At 52.2% G+C, this 21390-nt stretch carries 19 protein-coding genes; 11 read left to right on the top strand and 8 right to left on the bottom strand.

What is annotated here, in order from left to right; genetic code table 11:
• Nucleotides 1-142: 142 nt before the first annotated feature.
• Entirely contained in the window at nt 143-310 is a 168-nt protein-coding gene (locus KRAC_RS71865) for a hypothetical protein (RefSeq protein WP_157506249.1), read from the bottom strand.
• On the opposite strand from KRAC_RS71865, the gene KRAC_RS31320 reads away from it, so the two are divergent.
• The 5 genes from KRAC_RS31320 to KRAC_RS31300 all read left to right on the top strand — a co-directional run bounded on the left by KRAC_RS31320 (nt 303) and on the right by KRAC_RS31300 (nt 7252).
• Nucleotides 303-1910 (top strand): recombinase family protein, encoded by a 1608-nt coding sequence (locus tag KRAC_RS31320; protein ID WP_007914277.1) that lies wholly within the window; start codon nt 303-305, stop codon nt 1908-1910. The two genes, KRAC_RS71865 and KRAC_RS31320, sit on opposite strands and share 8 nt — an antisense overlap.
• 333 nt (nt 1911-2243) lie before the next feature.
• Nucleotides 2244-2573: a PadR family transcriptional regulator gene (locus tag KRAC_RS31315; protein ID WP_007914275.1), complete on the top strand. Its 330-nt coding sequence runs from the start codon at nt 2244-2246 to the stop codon at nt 2571-2573.
• Nucleotides 2574-2588: 15 nt separating this feature from the next.
• A complete protein-coding gene (locus KRAC_RS31310; RefSeq protein ID WP_007914274.1) occupies nt 2589-3446 on the top strand; it encodes a pentapeptide repeat-containing protein in 858 nt (285 codons plus the stop codon).
• Between the two features lie 722 nt (nt 3447-4168).
• Nucleotides 4169-5293 (top strand): pentapeptide repeat-containing protein, encoded by a 1125-nt coding sequence (locus KRAC_RS62860; RefSeq protein WP_052568734.1) that lies wholly within the window; start codon nt 4169-4171, stop codon nt 5291-5293.
• Between the two features lie 426 nt (nt 5294-5719).
• Nucleotides 5720-7252 (top strand): zinc ribbon domain-containing protein, encoded by a 1533-nt coding sequence (locus KRAC_RS31300; RefSeq protein ID WP_007914270.1) that lies wholly within the window; start codon nt 5720-5722, stop codon nt 7250-7252.
• 558 nt (nt 7253-7810) lie between these two features.
• Here the strand turns inward: KRAC_RS31300 and KRAC_RS31295 are convergent.
• Both KRAC_RS31295 and KRAC_RS76430 read right to left on the bottom strand, forming a co-directional pair.
• Nucleotides 7811-9124 (bottom strand): erythromycin esterase family protein, encoded by a 1314-nt coding sequence (locus tag KRAC_RS31295; RefSeq protein WP_007914268.1) that lies wholly within the window; start codon nt 9122-9124, stop codon nt 7811-7813.
• Nucleotides 9125-9314: 190 nt separating this feature from the next.
• Nucleotides 9315-10394 carry a cation diffusion facilitator family transporter gene (locus KRAC_RS76430; protein ID WP_007914267.1) on the bottom strand — a complete coding sequence of 360 codons (1080 nt, stop codon included), beginning with the start codon at nt 10392-10394 and terminating at the stop codon, nt 9315-9317.
• Between the two features lie 774 nt (nt 10395-11168).
• On the opposite strand from KRAC_RS76430, the gene KRAC_RS31280 reads away from it, so the two are divergent.
• Complete coding sequence (locus KRAC_RS31280; protein ID WP_007914265.1) at nt 11169-11630, top strand: hypothetical protein; 462 nt, start codon at nt 11169-11171, stop codon at nt 11628-11630.
• A 419-nt stretch (nt 11631-12049) separates the two neighbouring features.
• Here KRAC_RS31280 and KRAC_RS31275 read toward each other — a convergent pair whose 3' ends face one another.
• Nucleotides 12050-13750 (bottom strand): PHP domain-containing protein, encoded by a 1701-nt coding sequence (locus tag KRAC_RS31275; protein ID WP_007914263.1) that lies wholly within the window; start codon nt 13748-13750, stop codon nt 12050-12052.
• A 975-nt stretch (nt 13751-14725) separates the two neighbouring features.
• Nucleotides 14726-15100 carry a hypothetical protein gene (locus KRAC_RS73920; RefSeq protein ID WP_007914260.1) on the bottom strand — a complete coding sequence of 125 codons (375 nt, stop codon included), beginning with the start codon at nt 15098-15100 and terminating at the stop codon, nt 14726-14728.
• 95 nt (nt 15101-15195) lie between these two features.
• On the opposite strand from KRAC_RS73920, the gene KRAC_RS31270 reads away from it, so the two are divergent.
• Nucleotides 15196-15768: a dihydrofolate reductase family protein gene (locus KRAC_RS31270; RefSeq protein ID WP_007914259.1), complete on the top strand. Its 573-nt coding sequence runs from the start codon at nt 15196-15198 to the stop codon at nt 15766-15768.
• An 829-nt stretch (nt 15769-16597) separates the two neighbouring features.
• Here KRAC_RS31270 and KRAC_RS31265 read toward each other — a convergent pair.
• The gene (locus tag KRAC_RS31265) at nt 16598-17512 is read right to left on the bottom strand and encodes a cation diffusion facilitator family transporter (protein ID WP_007914258.1); all 915 of its coding nucleotides are present in this window, start codon (nt 17510-17512) and stop codon (nt 16598-16600) included.
• A 491-nt stretch (nt 17513-18003) separates the two neighbouring features.
• On the opposite strand from KRAC_RS31265, the gene KRAC_RS31260 reads away from it, so the two are divergent.
• Entirely contained in the window at nt 18004-18486 is a 483-nt protein-coding gene (locus KRAC_RS31260; protein WP_052568730.1) for a cation diffusion facilitator family transporter, read from the top strand.
• Between the two features lie 74 nt (nt 18487-18560).
• Here the strand turns inward: KRAC_RS31260 and KRAC_RS31255 are convergent, their stop codons facing one another.
• The gene (locus KRAC_RS31255; protein WP_040445392.1) at nt 18561-18773 is read right to left on the bottom strand and encodes a hypothetical protein; all 213 of its coding nucleotides are present in this window, start codon (nt 18771-18773) and stop codon (nt 18561-18563) included.
• A 537-nt stretch (nt 18774-19310) separates the two neighbouring features.
• On the opposite strand from KRAC_RS31255, the gene KRAC_RS62850 reads away from it, so the two are divergent.
• The 3 genes from KRAC_RS62850 (at nt 19311) to KRAC_RS71855 (ending at nt 20986) form a co-directional block, all read left to right on the top strand.
• Entirely contained in the window at nt 19311-20123 is an 813-nt protein-coding gene (locus KRAC_RS62850; protein ID WP_244422362.1) for a carboxylesterase family protein, read from the top strand.
• 68 nt (nt 20124-20191) lie between these two features.
• Entirely contained in the window at nt 20192-20425 is a 234-nt protein-coding gene (locus KRAC_RS79815; RefSeq protein ID WP_075164419.1) for a hypothetical protein, read from the top strand.
• Between the two features lie 111 nt (nt 20426-20536).
• On the top strand, nt 20537-20986 hold the full coding sequence (locus KRAC_RS71855; RefSeq protein ID WP_007914255.1) for a hypothetical protein: 450 nt from the start codon (nt 20537-20539) through the stop codon (nt 20984-20986).
• On the opposite strand, the gene KRAC_RS31245 is transcribed toward KRAC_RS71855, so the two are convergent.
• The gene (locus KRAC_RS31245; RefSeq protein ID WP_007914253.1) at nt 20958-21362 is read right to left on the bottom strand and encodes a DUF4383 domain-containing protein; all 405 of its coding nucleotides are present in this window, start codon (nt 21360-21362) and stop codon (nt 20958-20960) included. The two genes, KRAC_RS71855 and KRAC_RS31245, sit on opposite strands and share 29 nt — an antisense overlap.
• Between the last annotated feature and the right edge of the window lie 28 nt (nt 21363-21390).

Below are 21390 nucleotides of genomic sequence, written 5' to 3'. Positions count from 1 at the left end.
AATGGTATGATAGCAAATGACAAATTCTGTATGAGCCGTCATACTCAGCTTCATCTTTCTCATTGGCGCTTGGCACATCACCCATGATAGAACGTTCTTTGTTCCCTCCTCGTATCTTCTCAACAGAGAAAGAAATCATTGGTTAGCGTCGTGGAGGGGACTGATGAAGCAACGCCACTGGAAGTGCCGTCGGCAAGGAGTTGAGCATATTCATGCCCTCTCCCGCTGGGATCAGGCCTACCAATGCCTTCTGCGATGGACGAATGCCCCGCAACAGGGGCCAGTCAGTCAGGAGGAAATCGATGAACATCGCAGCATATGTTCGTGTCTCGGGTCAGCGTCAAGTTCAGACACAGACCATCGAGCAGCAATTGGAACGATTACAGATATACTGCCAGTGTAAGAACTGGTTCTGGGAAGACGTCCAGATTTTTCGGGATGATGGCTACAGTGGAGCCAGTCTCAAACGACCAGGGTTAGATCGGTTACGAGATCAGGTGGGAAGAGCAATTTTTGATCGGGTTCTCATCACAGCGCCCGATCGTCTCGCCCGCAAATATGTGCATCAAGTCCTCCTCGTTGAGGAATTGGAGCGAGGAGGCTGTCAGGTGGAATTTGTGGAGCATCCCATGAGTCAGGATCCTCATGATCAGTTATTGTTGCAAATCCGAGGAGCGGTAGCCGAATATGAACGTACCCTCATTGCTGAACGGATGCGTCGAGGTCGTCTGCAAAAATTTCGAGCAGGGACGATGCTTCCCTGGAGTCGCCCCCCTTATGGGTATCGCTTAGATCCTGATCATCCACGGGATCCATCAGGAGTCCGCCTTCAAGAACCTGAAGCGATCCATGTGGCAGAAATCTTCGCGTATTATCTGGAAGAAGGGCATGGCTTGGAGCAACTCGCCAAGCACTTACATCAGCTAGGGATTCCAACCCCCAATGGAAAGTCGTATTGGAGCCTGACGACCTTACGTGACATGTTGAGGAATCCGGTCTACGCCGGAACCGTGTATGCTGGTCGAGAACGTGTTGTCGCGAAACATCGTCGTTTTTCCCCTTTGCAACCTATTGGGCGTCGATCCAGTACACAAGAGACGCCCTCTCAGGAGTGGATTGTGGTGGGACAAGTGCCAGCTATCGTTTCACAGGAGCAATTTGATTGGGTCCAGGCAAAACTGGCAGACAATTTGCACTTTGCCCGTCGGAACAATACCTCTCATCAGTACCTGTTGCGTGCCTTGGTCAGTTGTGGTCTGTGTCACCTTTCCTGTTTGGCTCGGACGAGTTCTGGACATGCCTACTATGTCTGCCGAGGAAAGCAGGGGCCCATCCGTTCTCGACGAGAGGAATGCTGTCATGCACGTTTCATTCCAGTTGAGCAGTTGGATACACTTGTCTGGCAGGACCTCTGTGAGGTGCTGCAACATCCAGTAGTTATTGAGCAGGCGTTGCAGCGAGCACAAGCGGGCGCTTGGCTTCCGCAAGAACTTCAAGCTCGCCGGACACAGGTCCGCAAAGCACGTAACACGCTGTGCGGGCAATTGGAACGACTGACTGAGGCCTATCTTGCCGATGCATTTCCTCTAGGAGAATACAAACGGCGGCGGCAGGACGTAGAACAGCGACTGGTGGCAGTGGAGATGCAGGCGAGCCAGATTGAAGCGAGTGTCCAGCAGCACATGGAATTAGCCAGCATCACTGGTTCGATCAACGAATTTTGTCAACGTATGAATCGCGGCCTCTCTCAGGCCACCTTTGAGCAGAAACGGCAGTTGGTAGAATTGCTCGTCGACCGTGTGGTCGTCACAATGGATGAGGTGGAGATCCGCTATGTGATCCCCACCTCACCGCGCAATGAACAGGTTCGTTTTTGTCATTTGCTTACGGACTATTCAGGGGCAGAGTAGCGGGCAAGGCAAGCATCTATCCCTCTTTCTGCTCAAAAATGAGCTGCTGTTTCTCTCTCCAAGATGGGTCATGCTTCATGATCAGCGATGATGAGCCAGAGCGTCCCAGCGTCATGGGAACCAAGGCTCCCGTGACGGAGGTCTTGCCAGAACCGGAAGCCGCAAAGTGGCGCTCGTTTTCCCAACCGGTCTTTGGCCTTGTCCTCTCCCATACGAATCCAGGGAGGTCAAATACAGAACAGAGAGCTTATTTATCAAGCAAAGTATCATCATTGGGATAGTACCTTGACAAACATTGTACTATGATGTATATTCCCAATACGAGGTGATGAGATGAGTGAAAGCAAACTGACCTCCGATCTGCTGCGCGGACATACCGATACGATGATGTTACGGCTCGTATCGGAAGCTGACCGCTACGGCTACGAGATTGTCAAGCTGCTTGCTGAGCGCTCGGGTGGTGACTATGAATTAAAGGAAGCCACCATGTACTCCAGCGTCCGGCGGCTTGAAGTGGACGGGGATATCGAATGGTATTGGGGCGATGAATCGCAAGGCGGCAGGCGGAAATACTTTAGGATGACTGAAAAAGGGAAAGCTACGTACGATCGCAACAAACGCAACTGGGAGTACGCGAAGCGCGTACTGGATAACCTCTTGTAAAGGAAAGGTGATGTTATGACTGAGAAATTGACCAACTATGTCAACGGCGTTTTTGCTCCCTACGATGGTGGAAAAAGCGCGACCGAATTAAAGGCTGATCTGCTCTCCGATGTGCAGGAGCGGTTCCGTGAACTCAAAGCCGAGGGCAAGGATGATGAAACCGCCTTGACCATGACCATTGAGAGTATCGGCGACATTGAGCAAACCGTCCAGGAGGTTGCCAACCTCTCTCACTCGCTGGAGCGGCAGGTGTCAATAAACCTGAGTGCGAGCAACCTGCCACAGAGCGACTTTGCGGGCGTGATCGCGCAGAAAGGGAATTTTAAAGGGAGTGTGTTGCGCGGCTCTGACTTTACGGGCGCAGACGTAACCGGGAGCTCGTTTCGGGGCAGTGATGTCCGTGAAGCCAATTTTGCTGGCGCCAATCTGACCGATTGTGACTTCTCCACTCTTGACCTTGTGGACGCGAACTTCCGTGAATCCATCCTTGTGCGCACCAACTTCAGCAAGTCGGGGCTGGTTGGAGCACAATTTATCGGCGTCACGCTGACTGATGTCAACTTAACGAAGACCGACCTGCGAAAAACGACCTTTGAACGCTGTACCTTTCTCGGCGTGGACTTCCACTATTCCGACCTGAGCGGACAGCGATTTGATGGGCAGACCTTTCTCGGTGTCACGTTTGACCAGGCGGCACCCAATGACGTTTCGTTTCAGGGCGCGACACTCAAAAATGTGTCTTTCCGTTCGGGGTCTCTCTGGTCTAACCCCATTAAATCCATTCACTTTGATGGCGCGATGATGGATAAGTTAACGTATGCTGCGCTCAAAGGCATGGAAGCTGATTTGTCGAAGGTTACTGTTCTATCATAAGGAGGAGATTGTACAAACCATTTCAATTCAGGTAGCAGATCTCCAAAAAGCATACAAGAAGCTCACTGTCTTGGCAAATGAACTGAAGGCTAGATCGATTTTGCACCGAGGAGTGGAAATTCGCACTGAAGGGTGGAATTAGACACTGCGATGTCTGGAAAAATCGCTTCCTATCGGGTGGGACTGCTCTTGGAAGTTGTAAATAACTGGATTTGAGCTGGTTGCGCTATCCGGGTGCTGAGAAGACAATGCTGCCTCATATCCCTTTGAAAGGTAACTTAACGAGTAAAGGAAGGATAAGGATAAAAAGAGGTATGTAGTGAATCCAAAAAGGCTTGACATAAAAAATCTTTCAGTGTTAGACTGCATGAGCAAAATGCCGGCCAAAAATGATCGCTTTTTGTAATCGGCAGAGATGTTGACACAAGATATTCCGCATGCGTGCGGAATATCTTGTGTCTGGTCGCCGTGAGTTGGTGCCGTGGCGTTGTGGAGGGCAGATTAGCAAGTGTTCGCTGCCGTTACCACTTTGCGGAAAGAGTAGCGGGGCTAGTTGGGGGTGTGATAACGATGAAAGTTACCACGGAAACTGTAACCGTCGGGTTGGTATTAATGGGCAAAAAGCTGACTCGAAGAAAATCGGCGTGGTGTTCGAGCTTCGCCACGAGATGCTATACTGAGAGAAAAGGTTCGAGGTCGGAATGGAAGGAGTCGCGAACGGCATGAAGCGTTCTTTTCGTATGAGCCAGGTTGTGTCTCATCCCTCGACGCTGGCTGTTTTCTCTGGTTTGTTTGCTGCCGTCATAGCCTTCCTCATCAATCTGATAAGCGGGGGGAATACATCTAGTCAAATTATCATCGCGCTGGTCTTCGCCATTTTGTTCAGTCTGGGTCTGGCTTCCTGGCAAATGTACACGCAGGATCAGAGCGGGAAGCAATGGATGGCGATGATGCAGGAGCTGGTCTTCCAGACCTACTTCCTCACGCTACTCACCGACAATCCAGAGATCTCGCAGATCGCACAGCAACGGCTGGGCCAGGTGCTGAAGACCTTAAATGGCGATCAGCAGCTGAGCATGTTGAAGTTTTTCGTCCACAACGGCCTCCCCGCTACCCTGATTGGCGATGCTCTGCAAGGAAGCAAGGCCCTGGTCGGGGCTGATCTCCAGAAGATAGTGCTGCCGCAGATCAATTTAGCCCAGATGGATCTGAGGCGTGTGAACTTCAGGGAGGCGAATTTGCAAGGGGCCGACCTCAGCGGCGTGAACCTCTATCGCGCCGACCTCTCCGGGGCTAACCTCTCGCACGCGACGCTGAAGGGCGCCGACCTGAGGGGGGCCGATTTGCGCGGTACCGATCTCACGGGTGCTGATCTAAGTGATTCGAGCTTCGGGGAGGCGAAGGGAGGCCATGACGCTCTTGGCTCTCAAGGCGAGAGAGGGAGCGCCCGCCATCCCGATCTGCAAGCACATCTCTCACATGCGCAACTCGCTGGCGCAAAGATGCGAGGATCCTATCTCAGCGGCGTTGACCTCAGCCAAGCAAATCTGCGCGGCGCGGACCTCTCGAAGGCGTATTTCTATGGAGCGAATTTGCAAGGGGCCGACCTCAGCGGCGCGAACCTCACGGAGACGACTCTCACGGAGGCGAATATAGAGGGAGCCAACCTGACAGAGGCAAATCTTAGCAAGGCGACCCTCATTGGCGCGAACTTGCGCCAGGCTGACCTCAGCGGGGCGAGGCTCACCTTGGCAATCTTCGAGATGGCCGATCTGCGCGAGGCAAAGGTAACAGACGAACAATTGTGCACAATAGGCTCTGGTGAGGCGCTCAAACGCGAGCCTTGAGCGGAGCAGGACGCCTGCGAGCCTGGAGTTCCGCCCAGAGCGCCCGCAGCGTTGCTTGCCACTGGCGTCGGGACGGGATGAGCAGGGTGTAGATCCCAAAATTCAGCAGGAAAAATTGGATAATGAAGAGGGCGGCTCGGCAGTTTCAAAATCGCTCGTTTGCTGAGACGACCTCATCATATGAAATAACTATCTGCCTAAGCCCTTTTCGGACAACATATGAGTCAATTTCATGAGTGGTACAGAATGACAGGATAGGGCTTTAGCCCGCCGCAAGCCACGGTTCTTTAGACCGTGGTGAGGCGTGTTATTGGGCTTGAGCCCTTATCAAACCTAGTACTCATAGAACACATGTTTGACAATTTCACATCAGCAGAGTATTCTCTACGAGAGATACCATCTATTTTGTGAGAGGAGGTCCTGAAAATGGCAAAAGCCACGAAAACCATCAGGCAGGCGTTGCACTATCCGCCGCAGTATGCTGCCTACTTCGCGGCAAATCAGGCCCTCTTCAATCGCGTCGTGGCCTTTTATTTCGACTGTATTCAGGCGCACGAGGGTCTCCTTTCCCTCAAAAACAAGCAGGCCCTCACGGCCCTGGAGAAACTTACGCATGCAACGGAGTCTAGCCCCCATCCGATCATGCCGCTCACCGATCTCGCGCCAGATATCCCGGCGATGTTCAGACGCGCCGCCATCAATGCGGCCCTTGGTTCGGCCCGCGCATTTTTCTCCTCCCTCAAAACATGGCGAGCACGGAAGCAGAAACACGAAGCCAAACACACGAAAAAGCGCAAGAAGAGGCCGTTTCGGGAGCGGCCACCAGTCCCACCCCGATCATGGAACAAGTCGGTTCCCTTCTACGCAAGCCTTTGGCATGAGCGTCATAGGCATGGTATCGTGCTCAAGGTCTGGACCGGCTCGTGCTGGTCCTGGCTCAAAGTCCACATCCTCGGTCGCGAGCTCCCCGATGGGTACGCGATGGGCAGTCCACAGCTTGTTCGCAAGGGGGATCGCTGGTGGCTGCATACTCCCATTGAGAAGACCTTCGAGACTCCCGCAAAGAGCGGAGAGCAACTCACCATCGCCCAGACACGTCTCTGTGCGGTGGATCTCAATCTCGACAAGCATCTCGCTGTGTGCAGTGTCCAGACAGTTGACGGCACCATCCTGGCTACGTCCTTCATCGGAAATGGCACAGCGGTATCGGGCTGTAGGAAACAACTGCTTGGACGCATTGCACGCAACCGATCACAGACTGGTCTCATCGCCGAGAACGAACAGGACAATGCCGACCTCTGGGCGAAGATCAGGCACGTGGACGAGCAGATCGCGCATCTGGTGAGCGCTCGCATTGTCCAGTTCGCCAGCGAGCACAAGGCGAGCATCCTGGTTTTTGAACATCTGGGCAACCTGCAACCGGAGAAGGGCACGTATTCGCGCCGGAGCAATAGCAAACGCGCCTACTGGATGAAGGGGCGCATGTTCCGCTATGCAACGTACAAAGCCTGGCATGCAGGCGGCATCATCACCTGCCGTGTGAATCCGCGCAATACGAGCAGAGAATGCCATCGCTGTCACGCTGCTGTCATTCGCTATAACCAGGGACACCCTGTGGAAGGCTACACCTCCGGTGCCGCACTCTGTCTGTGCCCACAATGCCAGATGCGCGATCATGCCGACCGCAATGCCAGTATCCGTGTCGGACAGCGCTTGATCGAGCGGACGCAAGAACCGTTGAAGGAAAAGCCTCATGCTCGTTCGCAACGTGCGAAGAGGGAGTCGAAAGACTCAGGTGTTGGGATCTCCCAGGATGCCAAACGCCAGATGGGACCATCCATCCCTGCGGCCAGGCGTGGAGATCATGCCAACGGGCATGGCACCGCCCAGGGGAGAAGGCGCCGGATGGGCGCGTCTTTCCCAGATATTGCGTCCCAACTACGGGTTCACTTTGAGTAGTGGCTACGCCACCTGTCTCACGAACCCGACTACGGCACAGTGTCAGAAGCTGCTCGGCTTTAGCCGATGCGGAGTGTCACAGAACTGAATGCTGGGATTTACGGTTTATCGAGTCAAAGGACATGCGTGTACGCGGGCAAATCATTGCTTCTCTCGTCGCTGGGATAATTGTCATTTCTCAGGTAAATTGGATCTTCCGCGAATATGGTGAAAGCTCTTCACTAGGACAAGAGCAAGGTTTCTGTTCTCTGCTCAAAGAGCACATAGTTTTTGTTCAATAAGCTCATCATTCACCAAAGGAGCGGAAGACCCATGAAATGGAGGAATCTACATAATTCTGTGGGTTCTGATGACCTCAAAAAGCCAGAGAGCGGCCCACGTAGAGGGAGGCCCAGGATACGTGAAAAATCTCTCACTTTGAGTGGTTTTCACACGCATTCTGAGCTTCCCTTAGGTAGCGACCACTCCAAAACGGAGGCTCTCCGCTTCTTTGTTTGCCTGATAACTCAGCGTCCGCGCATCACAAAGGCGAGAACGTTAGTGCTCAGAACATGCGCTCTAGCCTTCGAGATATGGCCACCCCCCCGGGGCGTATGCCGTCGTATCCAGGACAGCGAACCAATCGAAATCGGCGAAGCTTTGGGCGCCTAGTAGTTCCATATAACTCCTGTTCTTCTTACTGCCAGAGCGAATCGGAAGGGCCGCAATTTCCTCTACAGGAAGCCCTTGCCCTTGATGGGTGGGAATAAACCGCACCGGTCCGGGAGCGGATGTAAACCGCGCCTCAAGCGTCCCGGCTTCTGGCTGGCCGACCCCGTTGGCTGGCGAGGAGCCTATGGCTGAGCCGATGACGGCATAGCGGCGACCGAACAGTTCATGAAGATGAGATCCAACGGGCCACCAACTCACCGTCTCATTCCCCCATTGCCATTGCACCTTTTCACGCTTGAGATGGTTATTGTGGGCAAAAACCAGGACGTTGCCTCGCCCCTGTTCACGGGAGACGATGTACGCTAGATTCTCTGCCATCATGGCGTCACGTATGTTGAGCAGTCTCTCCTGGCGTTTCTCGGACGTTTGCGCTAACACTGCATGATAGTGTAAGAGCTGCCGAGCCACCACAGCATAATGGACGGCTTCTCGATAGCGGCGCTCATCGCTCCTTGCGACCAGTTCGGGACGACGCACGCGCAGCTCTGAAATCAGCTCCTCTGTCTCGATCCGCAGTGCAGTTGCCTCCGGTGATCGACCTATCGCTTGCGTCGGGTCGAGCGCGGCAGCCGGATCTTCCCAGGCAGAGTCCTGTCCTAGCAGCGGGTCGATGCGATTTCGATACTCCTGGGAACTTCCACTATCAACTAAGCTGAGGTAATCAAGCGCAACGTGGAGTGTCTGGCGAGGACTATCTGCGGCCATATCGGTCGGGCTATCGAAACCATAGAACTGGAGTTTCGTCTGGTGTGCTGGATCAGCATTGTAGTGCCTCATCCACTCGACAAGCTCTCGATTGGCTTCGAATTTTCCGAAACCGTGGCTAAATCCAGTATCCTGCAATGCCTCATAGGATACCGGACCTCGGCCAAGCACGTATTCGTTGATGATGGGTCCCCGAGGAAAACTGCTCTCAATGGCAATGGCACTGTAGCCATGGGCTTCGACAAGACGTTGGAAGAGTTGGTTGCGAAGAACAAGCAGCTCTTCTCCTCCATGGAGTGCTTCTCCAAAGCCAAGCAATGCTACCGAATCACAAAGTGAGTCGATCACCGTATCAACGGCGGCATTGAAGTTCAGGCGAGAATCGAGCGAGAATGGGATCGCCTCGTGTGCAATCCAGTCATCGAGTGTTGCATATACTGCTGTTGTGTGCGTCATTGGTCTACCCTCCGTTGTTTTCACTGTACCATTCATCTATTGAGAAATCTTCTCCTTCTGCTGCTTCTCTCTCTCCTGCTCTCGCGAGCAGGGAGCCTGGACAAGTGAGAATACTCTCCAGGCTTCGGCAGATCTCGCATCCGGTCGCATGCATGCATCTTCGATCCAAGCTGGCCAGGCTTGTTCTGGATCACGCCTCTACGATACAACACAGATGCAAGAATAGAGGGTAGAAAGAGAGCCAGGAGAGTGTGTATAGGCAGAAATGGATCAGAGCAGGCTCAGTATGCTTGGATTTCTGTGAGAGAACGAGGAGCGTATCGCAAAAAGCCTCAACCTCGAGATTGAGAGTTTTACATGAAGCTTGGCAACACGTTACGCACTCTCGCGTCTTCCCAAGGCTGCTGGAATGAGCGTCGAGCCAGGTGCGAGAGCGTTGAAGCCTTTCGGTGTCAGAGGAGAACAATGCGGATGAACAGAGAGTCTGCTCCACCATATTCTCCTTTCTCCCCACCGTGAGATGCATGGACGTGGCATCGTCGATTCGCTCGCGGAGGCGTTGCGTCATGGGAGCAAGCAAGACATGTGGCGCTTTATCCAGGAGCACATCAAGCGTGTCACGTGCGAGTCGAATGCTGACCCAGATGACAATGCCGGAGACGGCAAGCGCTGCAACCGCATCAGCCTGGGTGAGCCAGGATGGCAAATGCAAGAGATTCGTCAAAAGGACGATCAAAAGGCCCACAATCACCACCGCCGAACTCCAGATATCAGTACTAAAGTGTAATGCATCTGCTTCGAGTGCCTGACTGCCCACCTTGCGCGCGACGCGCAAGAGCACGCGCGAACGCGTCACATCGACGACAATGGAGATGCCCATGACTACAAATGCCCAGATACTGATCTCGACATGCCCTTCATGATACAGCAGACGCCGCACTGCCTCATAGATCACCCAGGCTGCTGTCAACAACAGCAGTAACGCCTCCAGGAACGCGGAGAGATTTTCAATCTTTTCATGCCCATAATGATGGGTCTGATCAGCAGGGCGCGATGCAAGGCGGACGGCAAAAAAAGTCATGAGGGCAGCAATCAGATCAAAGCCAGAATGGGCGGCCTCCGCCAGAATGCCCAGGCTTCCGGTCAATAATCCAACGATGAGTTTGAGCGTCGTGAGGCCAATAGCGGCCCCAACAGAGGAGAGAGCCACCAGCATTTTCTCACGCTGCATGTCTTGCCGATGGTGATAGTGATCGTCGTGTGTTGGCACAGCAGTTCCTCGTCATATATTCATATCGCAAGCAGGTGTCACGTAGAGGGTAATTCATACAAAAGATGAAAAGGCGTGCTATCCAGCGCTCCAGCAACGCAGGCTGCTGGAAAAGAAAAACGGCACTTCCCACAGTCATCATTGTACCTGATTAGAGGATTGCATGTCTATAGAAAGTGTAAAAATATATATTTAAAGCATATAAAAATTAACTTTATGATGTATGAAAATTAAAAGAACATGAAAAATCGCGAGAAATTGCGTGTTTATGCCGCTTTTACCCTCGCCAAACCGAGCCATACGCTGTATCCTTTATGGAACGAGCCTTTGTCTTGAGCATCGCTCTCTCGCAGGCCATAAAGCGCTCCGGATAAATAAGAGGAGTGCTTTATGGCTCGATGAACCGTTCTAGACCTCTTGCATCTGTTTGGCTTCAGAAAGGATATGCATGGATAGCGTATTAGTCGATATCTTGAAATTTACGGCCTTCCCTGTTGCCGCCATGATTCTTGGTGGCTGCATCGCGCTCTTTCGGATGCCTGGTCCGCGTAGGAAGTAGCATCCAACATTTTGCCGCAGGCATGGTCTTCGCAGCAGCGGCTGTTGAACTGCTCCCTGAACTGGTCAATAAGCATGATCCTGTCGCAACCGTTGTGGGTTTTGCGATCGGTATCGTGCTCATGCTCCTGATTCGAACGGTGACGGAACGTGTGGAAAAGCACAGTACCAACCCTACCAGTCGGTCTCTTGGCCTGATTGCTATTATTGGTGTGGATGGATATCCTCATCGATGGCCTGCTCATGGGTATCAGCTTCCTTGCGGGCGCAAAACAGGGCATCCTACTGACTATTGCCCTCACCCTCGAACTGCTCTCCCTTGGTCTGGCAACGCTTGTCGCGCTCCGCTCCAATGGGAGTACCTCGGGAAAGAGTATCATGATGATTCTCGGCCTGGCGTGTTTGTCGTTCCTGGGGGCGACTGTGGGTGGAACGGTGCTTGCCGGACTGACCGGTGGTGTCAAGGCTCCCGACGGCCCGTGGATTACCTCTCTGTTCTTTAAGGATATCACGCCGGAAGCCATCCCTTTCTTTCTCGTTGGGTTTGCAAGCGCCTTCTTGTGCTCACTGGTCGTCATTCACTTTTTCCTGAAACTCATTCAGAAAGTAAAGTTGATCCCTTTTGCTCTCTACAGGATAGTTCTCTCAATACTTATTTACTTTATCGTCTTTGGCTAAGAGCACCAACATTTTGCGCTCGAATATCTCAGTTCGCGGGCCTATGAACAGCAGAGCAGGAAGGAGCCATGAAAAACGCAGGGCTTTCCAATTCTAAAAAAAGAGGTGAAAAAGAAGAGTTTTTCTTGTAGAATACAAAAACCAAACGAGCTACGAAGGGAAACGCTGCATGGTATCCCCAAAGGAACGATAAGTGCTGGTACAGTACAGGCCCTGGAACAGCTTTTTGATCAAGTTTGCAACCTTAGGGAGGGAAGCGTTCTCTGATGAGAGTCTACCCCTGGTGTCTACTCGTCAAGCATCTCACTCTGTTTCATCCGTGCTGGTGCTTGCCAGGGCATCATGCGTCTTGGGAAGATGAAAATAGAGCGGATGTGCCGGCCGGCACATCCGCTCTATTTTCATCATTACTCTAAACTCTACTTTACCTGTACAAAAATGGGATTGCAGTAGAACCACAGATCATCCCAGGGGGATTCGCCTGCACCGGTTTGGCCACGCATATCGGGGTCCATTTTGGGGGTTGGGCGACGGTCATCGGTATTGGTTCCACGTAGGCGAATATAGAAATCATGATCGACGCGACGGAAGACATGCTCCATCGTCAGCACCAGTCCACCCTGCTCCCACTTCTCGTGCCAATCATGTTTGCCAAACGTGCGCACGACATGGGTACTAGGGTTGTTCTGATTATCCAGCCCCGCCTGTTTACTCAGGTAATTAATGTCGCCAGCGATCAGGTCGACATGGTCCACGTTCGGACGCGCTTTGTTCCAGTTGGGGGCAGAAGGCACACGCACCTTAATCGTCACGGTGACATCATCGCCCTTCTTTGCGTTCAACGTATCACCCAGGCTGACTTCAACCCCCTGGTGGCTGCGCCCTGCTGCGGCAGTAAATTTAAGGCGGTCAATCAAGTCACCCTGCACGACGAAGCTCTTTCCACCACGCAGAGCGCCCATGATCGCGCCGTAGCTCTGCTCTTTGACGATTGCATAGGTGCGGCTATACTCGCCGGGGCGGAAGTCGCCATAGGTGGGACGCTGGAAGTAGCGGTCAGCCTCGGAAACGTAGCCGACGGTATTATAATTGGTGTTATCGACATCCTGCAGGTCATTATAGTATTTATGCGAGTCGCTATTGGCAGTAATCCACCAGCGCAGGCCATCTCCCAGCAGGGAATCCCACAGGCCACCCAGCTTCGCCGTCATCCAGTCAAAACCGCCATAGGTGAAGTAGCTCTCCGGGGGATAGCCAGGGAATGCACCTGCCTCCGCCGTATTCCCATAAAAACCACGGTAGGCAATGAACTTGCCGTCCTTGTCGCGGATCAGGCCCGCCGCCTGGTGACCGGGCGCGCCCTCGAAGCCATAAGCTACGTCGGGGGCCGCTGACTTCCAGTTGCGGATCTCATGGGGCGAGTCGAGGCCGCGACGCGCGGGATGGTTGGCGAAGAATAGCGGCTTGGGCGAGAGGCCATCCAGGTAGCGCAGACCTGCCAGGGCCGTCTCTTCGCTATTGAGGACAATCGCGCCATCATACATAAGCTCAAACTGCTTGATCTGGTCCCGCTCCTGAGTGGTTGGCTCAACCATCACCGTGCCATGCTCGCCACCGGGGATATTCATCTCCAGGCCGGTGAAGACCAGCATATTCGGGAAGGCTTCGCGAGCCCGCACGACGTCGGGATAGGTCAGATCGACGCTGAGCTTGTTATGGGCCGCGCCACCATGATCGGTAATCACCATCCAGCCAAGGCCGTGATAGTTCGCCTCGGCCACCTGGCGCTGCACGGCGTATTTCGCATCTGGACTATAGCGCGTATGAATATGGTGGTCGCCAGAAATATAGAAGAAGCCATCAAAATCGTCGCTGCCCTGCGGCTGATAGTTCTGAAAGGTCTGTGTGGTAGCGGCAAAGGCCGGGCCCGCTGATATAGCGCCACCCGCGATAAGCAATCCAGAAGCTCCAAGAGCTGTTAGCGCCTGGCGGCGTGTCAAGCCTTGCTTGCGCTGCTCCTCAATATTGAGCTCATAATCTTCGCCAAGGCTACAACAGTGCGAGTGATCTAAGTCGTGGTGGTGGTGCGAGTGATCTGAGTCGTGGTGGTGACTGCTCATGTTACCTTCTCCTAATACAACAAAATTACTCGTTATGGCAAAGGGAATATCGACGCGGTATCAAACGCCCTTTACCTTTACTACATTTGATTGACTACAATCTATGCCATACCAATATATGTTACATAGCAAATATTATGAAAGTATTAAACTCGCTTTAACAAATCAAGCAAGTAAAGCCGCTATAACTCTTTGCATAGGTGTGAGGAGGGATCGTCCTACAAGAGGAAGAGATAAGTCCCCCCAAATTTTTGGGAAAGAATGAGGAACGTTTTTGCCATGCCACTCAGGACTGGAAAGCGCTGCCTAAGTACACTCAAGTAACTTTTTTGGGAAATAAGGTTGTTCACCAGGAGAGCACAATACCAAGAAAGTAATGTGAGTGTGCTTTTAGGTAAGTAAGCAGAGCAGGTGGAGCGGGCAGAGCGCTCTGTCGCCTGATTGGCTATGCTGATGCCCCAAATATTCTTCAGGGTGGAGCCTATATGGCTTTCTTGTTGATTTTTGGTGGCATCTTCCTGAGGATAACGCGGAAAGAGACAACAAAACCGACCGTGATGCGCAACGCTCCTTCTGTACGCTAACTCATCGTCTGACGACTTGATAAGAAGCTGAGAAGAGATTTATCCTCTCAGCTTCAGCTTACACAACTCATAGGACCTTCTCAGAGAAGGAGGATATACTTTGAATGCTGAATAAATGGAGCGTCTCTCGTGAAGAGAAAGGACCCGAACATGTATCCGTTCGATCAGAATAGACAACAAATGTATGGACAACATGCATAGCTACAGGTACAGAGGTGATTACTGGGATAACCCTGACAGGGGTTATCATAATCGTCGTCACCACGATGACGATGATTATTACAGAGGCCACCGAAAACATCGCCGTCATGACGATGACGATGATGACTAATCCACGAGCAAAACTAAGCATGGGTAACATCGACTTTTGACATGCACCCCATACGTGAACTTATCTGAAGCTCATGGTAAAAAGCACGAAGATCCTTGCAGGTTTTAAGGTGTAGAGTGAGCAATCGGCACGAATGTTGAGCAACTCAACCATTGACAACAAGAGAAACCGCGCCAGAGGCGGATGATTGCGTGCAGAAGTTGTAAATTCGGATGCGAAGTCGGCTGCTTTTCCTTGTTGTGCTCCTTCTGCCAACCTAGAAACATGGTTGAAGTAGTAAATAGGCTGAAGATTCGGATAGATCAGACTCAATGATAACAAATTGGGCTGAAAGTTCGGACGCAAATGCTGGATGGAGTGCCCCTTGTCCGAACTTTCAGCCTCTTTCCTCTCTGGAGAGGGATGAATGGCTCTTTTGGCCCTCCCTGTCTGCATTTTCCGCTTTCAAAAGCGTCATTTGGAAGAGGATACTAACATCGATTGCAAATTGCAAGGACCATGAAGATACGAAATGATGAAGGAGTAAGATCATGAGAAAACTGAAAATGACGATGTGGGTCACCCTCGATGGCTATATTGCCGGGCCAAAGGGCGAAATGGACTGGATCGGAGCCATCTACGATGCCGCAATGGGCAAATACGAAGACGATTTTGTTAGCGCAGCCGACACCCTTCTCCTGGGCCACACCACCTACGACAGCTTCGCCGGTTCCTGGCCTTACGTCCCTGACCGACCAGGAGCCGATCCCAACGAGGTCGCCTACGCAAAGAAACTGAACGCCATGCGCAAAATTGTCTTTTCAAAGACGCTGGAGAAGGCCGACTGGAACAACTCGACGGTTGAGAGAGAGATCTCGCCAGCAGAGATCGAGAAGCTGAAGCAGGAGCCGGGCAAGGACATCATCATCTACGGCAGCGCCAGTATCGTCCAGGCGCTCACCAATCTGGGCCTGATCGACGAATACCATCTCCTCGTTCATCCGTTTGTGCTTGGCGCCGGCAAGCCCCTCTTCGCCAACATCGAGCAGCGTGTCAACCTGAAGTTGGTGGACAGCAAGACGCACCCCTCCGGTGTCGTTGTGTTGTATTACCAACCTGCCTAGGGGTCAGGCGCCTTTGCCTTGAAGGCGATGGCGTGTATCTTTTTGTTCATCTCAAACAGAGAGGCATCAGCTAGTTCATCTGAGTTGTGGTTAGGGGTCGGTCGCCCGTTACCGGATCGCCCGTACCCTCCTCTCCGAACCAGTACTTGCCGTTTGTAGCGGCATACGGCTCTCCACTTCACCTGGATACTTGCTGACGAGTTATCGGGACAGCATCTCGTCCCTCTTCCCTCGTAGAGAGGGTCTGCCAGAAGAGTTGGATAGAGGGGTAGAGATGCAATACCACCCTATCTTCTGGTCCAGCGTTTCAGCCATCTTTCGCTGGCGTCCGCAAGTAGGCCAGAGGGGCTGGAATTTAACCAGTAGAGGCTTAACCATACACGCTTTGCACTGACAACTCAGAGGATCGATGACTTCTTCAAGTGAAGTTGAGGGCTGCGAAAATGGGTTTCGATGTGTCGAGGATTGTTCACTGCCTCGATGGATCGGTGGAGAAAACGGGAATGATGTTCACGCATCATGGTGGTCTCGTGGAGGCGTCACAGAGATCTCCACACCCGCCAGGAGAAATCCTCCGGCACACAGCCAGAAGGCGAGGTCATTGCACCCGAGAAGGTCATAGCGCCAGGCGTCCTCTTCTCTAACGGTCGCAGATACGTATCCAATGCTCCATCATCGGATCAGGGCTGATTCTCCAAAGGAGAGAATGATGCCACTGGCATTCTCAGCCCTTCTCTGACTGGTGCACACTATGACGATGAACGTGTGGTGCTAGCACTTCCTCACATGGGAGATCTCAGGCACGCTCACGATCTCACCTGCACATAGGTTAGAGTAGGTGAGGTTCTCGATCAAGCTCGATATCTTCAAACGACACCGGATCTTCCTTGGGTTCTAAATGGGTAAAGACTGTACTCTCTGGTAAGGCTTCGCGTATGGCCCGCTCAATCTCTTCACAAACTTTATGCCCCTTGAGCACCGTCCATTGTCCTGGCACGATCACGTGGAAGGAGACAAAGCGGCGCCTTCCTGCCATTCGACTGCGTAGAGCATGAAACTTGATGCCTTGTTGTTGATAGGTGGCTAAAATCTCTTTGATCTGTTCCTGATCTTCTGGTGGAAGGGCCGTGTCAAGTAATCCTAAACCAGTTTGTCGTAAAAGTTTGATTCCCGTCCATATGATATTGGCAGCGACCACAAGCGCAACGATGGGGTCAAGAATGTACCACTTCGTCAATGCAACCAGAAGCACACCCACCAGGACCCCTGCGGTCGTGAAGACATCAGCGAACAAGTGATGGGCATCAGCTTGAAGGGTGACCGAACGTTGCGCCTTGCCTTCTCGCAACATAAACCAGCCTAACACGCCGTTAATGAGCGCTCCGAGCACGGAGAAACTGAGTCCCAGGTAGGCCTGTTCGATAGGTTCGGGGTGAAGCAGGCGTGGTATGGCTTCATAGGCAATGACCAGCGCTGCAATGAGAATTAGTGCGCCCTCAGCACCGCTGGAAAAATATTCCGACTTGCTATGACCATAGGTATGCTCTTCATCGGCAGGCCGTGCTGCCAGAGTGACTGCCCACAATCCCACCAGGGCTGCCACGAGATTGACCACGGACTCAGCAGCATCAGAAAACAGTCCAACTGAACCAGTAAGAAGATACCCAGTAAATTTGACGGCCATCGTTACCAGCGCGGCGGCAATCGATAAAAACATATACAGACGCAATGAGTGCTGTTTCATGTCATCCTTTCGTCATACAGGCTTGAACCAAGCCTCCATTTCCATCCTTGAAAGACGAAGCGTCGCCAGGAGAGCAGCAAGACCACAAGACGTAGGCTCAGAATACATTTTCCGTTGGAGCGACCCGAATATGATGTGTCACAAGGGGGCGCCATGTCTTGCCGTTGCTCATTGCATAAATAATACAACCTTTTCCCTGGCTTGGCGAGGGTAAAAGGAGCAGAAAAGCGCACTTTTTCCGAGTTTTTCATCTTGTTTTAATTTTTAAGCACTGCAAAAAAAAGTTTTATCGACTAGAAATATAATTTTCCCGCCTCCTCTAAACAAGAAGGCAGCACATCGGGTACAATGCACTCCCGGGAGTGCCTATGCATCTCGTTCCACAGAAATAGTCTTTGTGGTCAGGAAGAGGCAACCTCCTGGTAGCGTGTCGAAATACATCTCTCTTCACCCTACGTTGCCCAGACCACACGATCCACAAAGGACGTATCATGACGACACAACAGAGACTTCATACCCATCAAGAGCACGATCCTCATCGAGAGAAACAGCTGGTCGCGCTCTCCTCTGTGGGAGCGGCCCTTGGGCTGACCTCTATAAAATTGCTGGCTGGAATCTTGACTGGCAGCCTGGGCATTCTGGCTGAAGCGGCCCATTCAGGTCTCAACTTGATCGCTGCCTTGATGACTCTTTTTGCGGTTCGGGTTTCCTCCCGTCCAGCCGATGAAACGCACCACAATAGGCATGAAAAATTTGAGAACCTGTCTGCATTTCTAGAGGCCCTGCTCCTGCTCGCGACGGCGGGTTGGGTCATTGGTGAAGCCATACGACGCTTGCTCACGCATAAAGGACATGTTGAGATCAGTCTCTGGGCCTTCCTCGTAATGGGAGTCTCCATTCTCGTGGATATTGATTCCGTATCTGATTGCTACAAAGGAAATTGCTCAAGAAAAATAACCGGAGAGAGGATATGAGGACAGATCCCATTGTGCTGTTCGTTGCTCACTGGTCGTGTCGTTCCAAAAACGATTCCCGTTTTGCGTGAGCACTACTGACGCTCTTCGCTGTGGATTTGGGAGTGCCCGTTCATGAGACGCTCACGTAGGCCGATAGAAATAAGCAAGAAGCCTTTAAACAGGAGTTGCCAGAGCAGGTGAAACAGATCCAGCAGGCGTATCCGCAACCACAAATCGAACCCTGGTGCATGGATGAACACCGCATCGGACTCAACCTCCGGCGTATCAGGGCTAGGCGCGGGCAACGGCCCTCTTGTACGTGTTCAACACCGCTCCAAAAGGTTCTACGTGTAAATCGGCTCGGCCTGTTTCGATGAAGAGGGGCGGCTTGTCCTGCGCATTGGGACGCAGACCCTGCATACCAGGCGTAAGTGGCAGCGGCTCTCGCGCTCCCGCCTGAACAGGTGCGGATCATCTGTCCATTATCGCAGTTCGCAGGTCTATCTCCATGCTCTCATATCGGCCACTGGGCCGTCCTTTGTACCCAATGCCACGCTTGATACGCAAGCGATACACGCCACAACATGTATCTTACTCATGTGTATTCCAGTAGCTAGCAGGCTTGTCGGGCGCAGCTCCTTGCCTGACAAGAGACACGCCCGATAGATAGAGCCGGGCCAAACGATAAATTTCAGGGAGGTCAGGGGATGAAAAGGAAAGTCGCGTGGAAAGCACTCAGTATATGTGTTGTCTTATCCTGTATTAATATGCTTCTATTGTATAGTCTCTGGAGCTATCTGAGCACATCGGCGGCGTTTCAGTCATTCTCTAGGGAGCTCATCTTGCAGCACCAGACCCAGCCACCATCCTCTGGCGTGTCAGCAACCTCGTACCTGGGATATACGGCGCATGTCTTTACCTCGCAAGGAGACGCTCTTGTGTATTATCTTTACATCCCTGCACACTATAACCCTGAACACAAATATCCACTAGTATTGCTTTTACATGGAGGAGGCGAGAGAAGCCAACTAGGGAATACGCTGGCACAGAATGAGAAACTCCTTGTAAATGATCCCTATGCGAGCGTCTGGAGCGCCATTTACAACGCACCAGGCAATCCGCATATCCAGCAGAACTGGCCCTGTTTCGTGGTCATTCCGCAGATGGAGTCATCTCAGCAGTGGGTCAATGTGGATGTGCATCAAGGCTCCTACGTTCAACCCTCACAACCTAGTACTCCTCTTCTCTTGACCAAAGAATTACTCGATGCCCTCCAGCATATGTACACCGGTGTAGACTCCAATCGTCTCTACATTACCGGGCTTTCCAACGGGGGCCTGGGCACCTGGGATGCCATTGAACGTTGGCCCACGTACTTTGCTGCCGCCGCTCCCATCGCGGGCGCGGGTGATCCATCGAAGGCGGCGGTTCTGAAAAACTCGCCCATCTGGGCCTTCCACGGCTCTATGGATCCCACTATACCCGTTTCAGGATCACGCGAGATGATCGCGGCCATTCAAGCAGCGGGAGGCCATCCTCACTATACCGAATTTGCCGGGCAGGGACATGGAGTCTGGCCTTACGTATATTCGCTTGACACCAGCCCTTTGCGCGTGACGGGCTTTTTCTCATGGCTTTTTTCACAACACAAATGACTCTCCTGAAGCTCCCCGCGCGAAAGCAGCGGGGTTCCAGGTGAATCGACACCAGAGCCAGCCTTCCGTTGGAGAAAATCTACCTTTCTTTGGATCCCCTACATGCGCGAGCGCATGGATGCGCTGGGGATCTCCATGCGCCCCTGGAAGGCCGATCGATTGGTCGTGTTGTGGACTCCCAGGACTCTCTTCTGGCGGTCGGAGACCTGGTTTTCCACCGCAATGGTTGGCGTATGCATGCCCTCGTTCGCCCCGAGGTGTTCGAGTCCTGCTACAGGTGCTGGGGATCAAGAAATTTTTAGGTGTAATTCAGGGAACGGATGTATTTCTTTGGAGTGAAGTGAATTACTTCTCTGTATCGACAGTCCCTGTATTCAACGCTTAAAGATCTGTGCTTCTGGAGGATACATTTTATGAGCTTACGAAAGTATACTCTTCTCTATAGTATGGCGTTTGTGTTGTTGCTCTTCCTGGCAGCATGTGGTGGTACAGCCAGCGGCGATAATAGTTCCAGCTCATCTACAACAACTCCTCAATCGAACGCTGTGACACCCACATCTACAAGTGGGGGATATGGCAACGGCAGTGGAGGGAATAGTGGCGGAACAAGCGGCGCAGTGATCAAGACGGCTTCGGCTACGGTTGAGAGTAAGACCGTAACGATCCTGACAGACGCGAAAGGGATGCGCTGTATTATTTCACCTCTTCTTGCTCTTCAACGCCTTTCTTCTTTCTACCTCATCAATATAAGTTATTCCTACGAACAAGTTGACAATACCTCTACCAGGCCGCCCGAGGCTAAGGTAATATCGATGGACATGGCAAACGTTCAGTTCAGTAATCGTACACAAAATAGCCCATGAAAGTAACTATAGCTCCTACGACCACGTGCAGGATATGGTCTGCCGCATTGGCATGGATGGCCCCCAAGAATAAGTCATGAACATAGAGTCCTGGATATATAATCCCTGCGAGTCCCATCAGAAGGTATATGAAGCCGAAGATTCGATTGAAGAGGCGTGGCCAGCCAGTAAAAAAAACAGCCAGAGCGACAATTCCCGTTAACAAGTGAACACAATTATGCACAAAATCAATATCGAAGCCCATCATATTGCCCATTGCCCTATCCGGAGTATAAAAAAAGCCAATGGCACCGATGAGGATAAACGCGATTCCAATGATCAATGTAACGAAGCGATTGCTTGTCCAATATAGGCGTTGGATAGTTTGGTGTCTCATATATGCCCCCTTCTCTCCAAAGAGAATT

Origin of the sequence: Ktedonobacter racemifer DSM 44963, from assembly GCF_000178855.1 — a bacterium.
GTDB classification, from domain to species: Bacteria; Chloroflexota; Ktedonobacteria; order Ktedonobacterales; family Ktedonobacteraceae; genus Ktedonobacter; species Ktedonobacter racemifer.
This window is presented reverse-complemented; position numbering and strand designations above follow the sequence as displayed.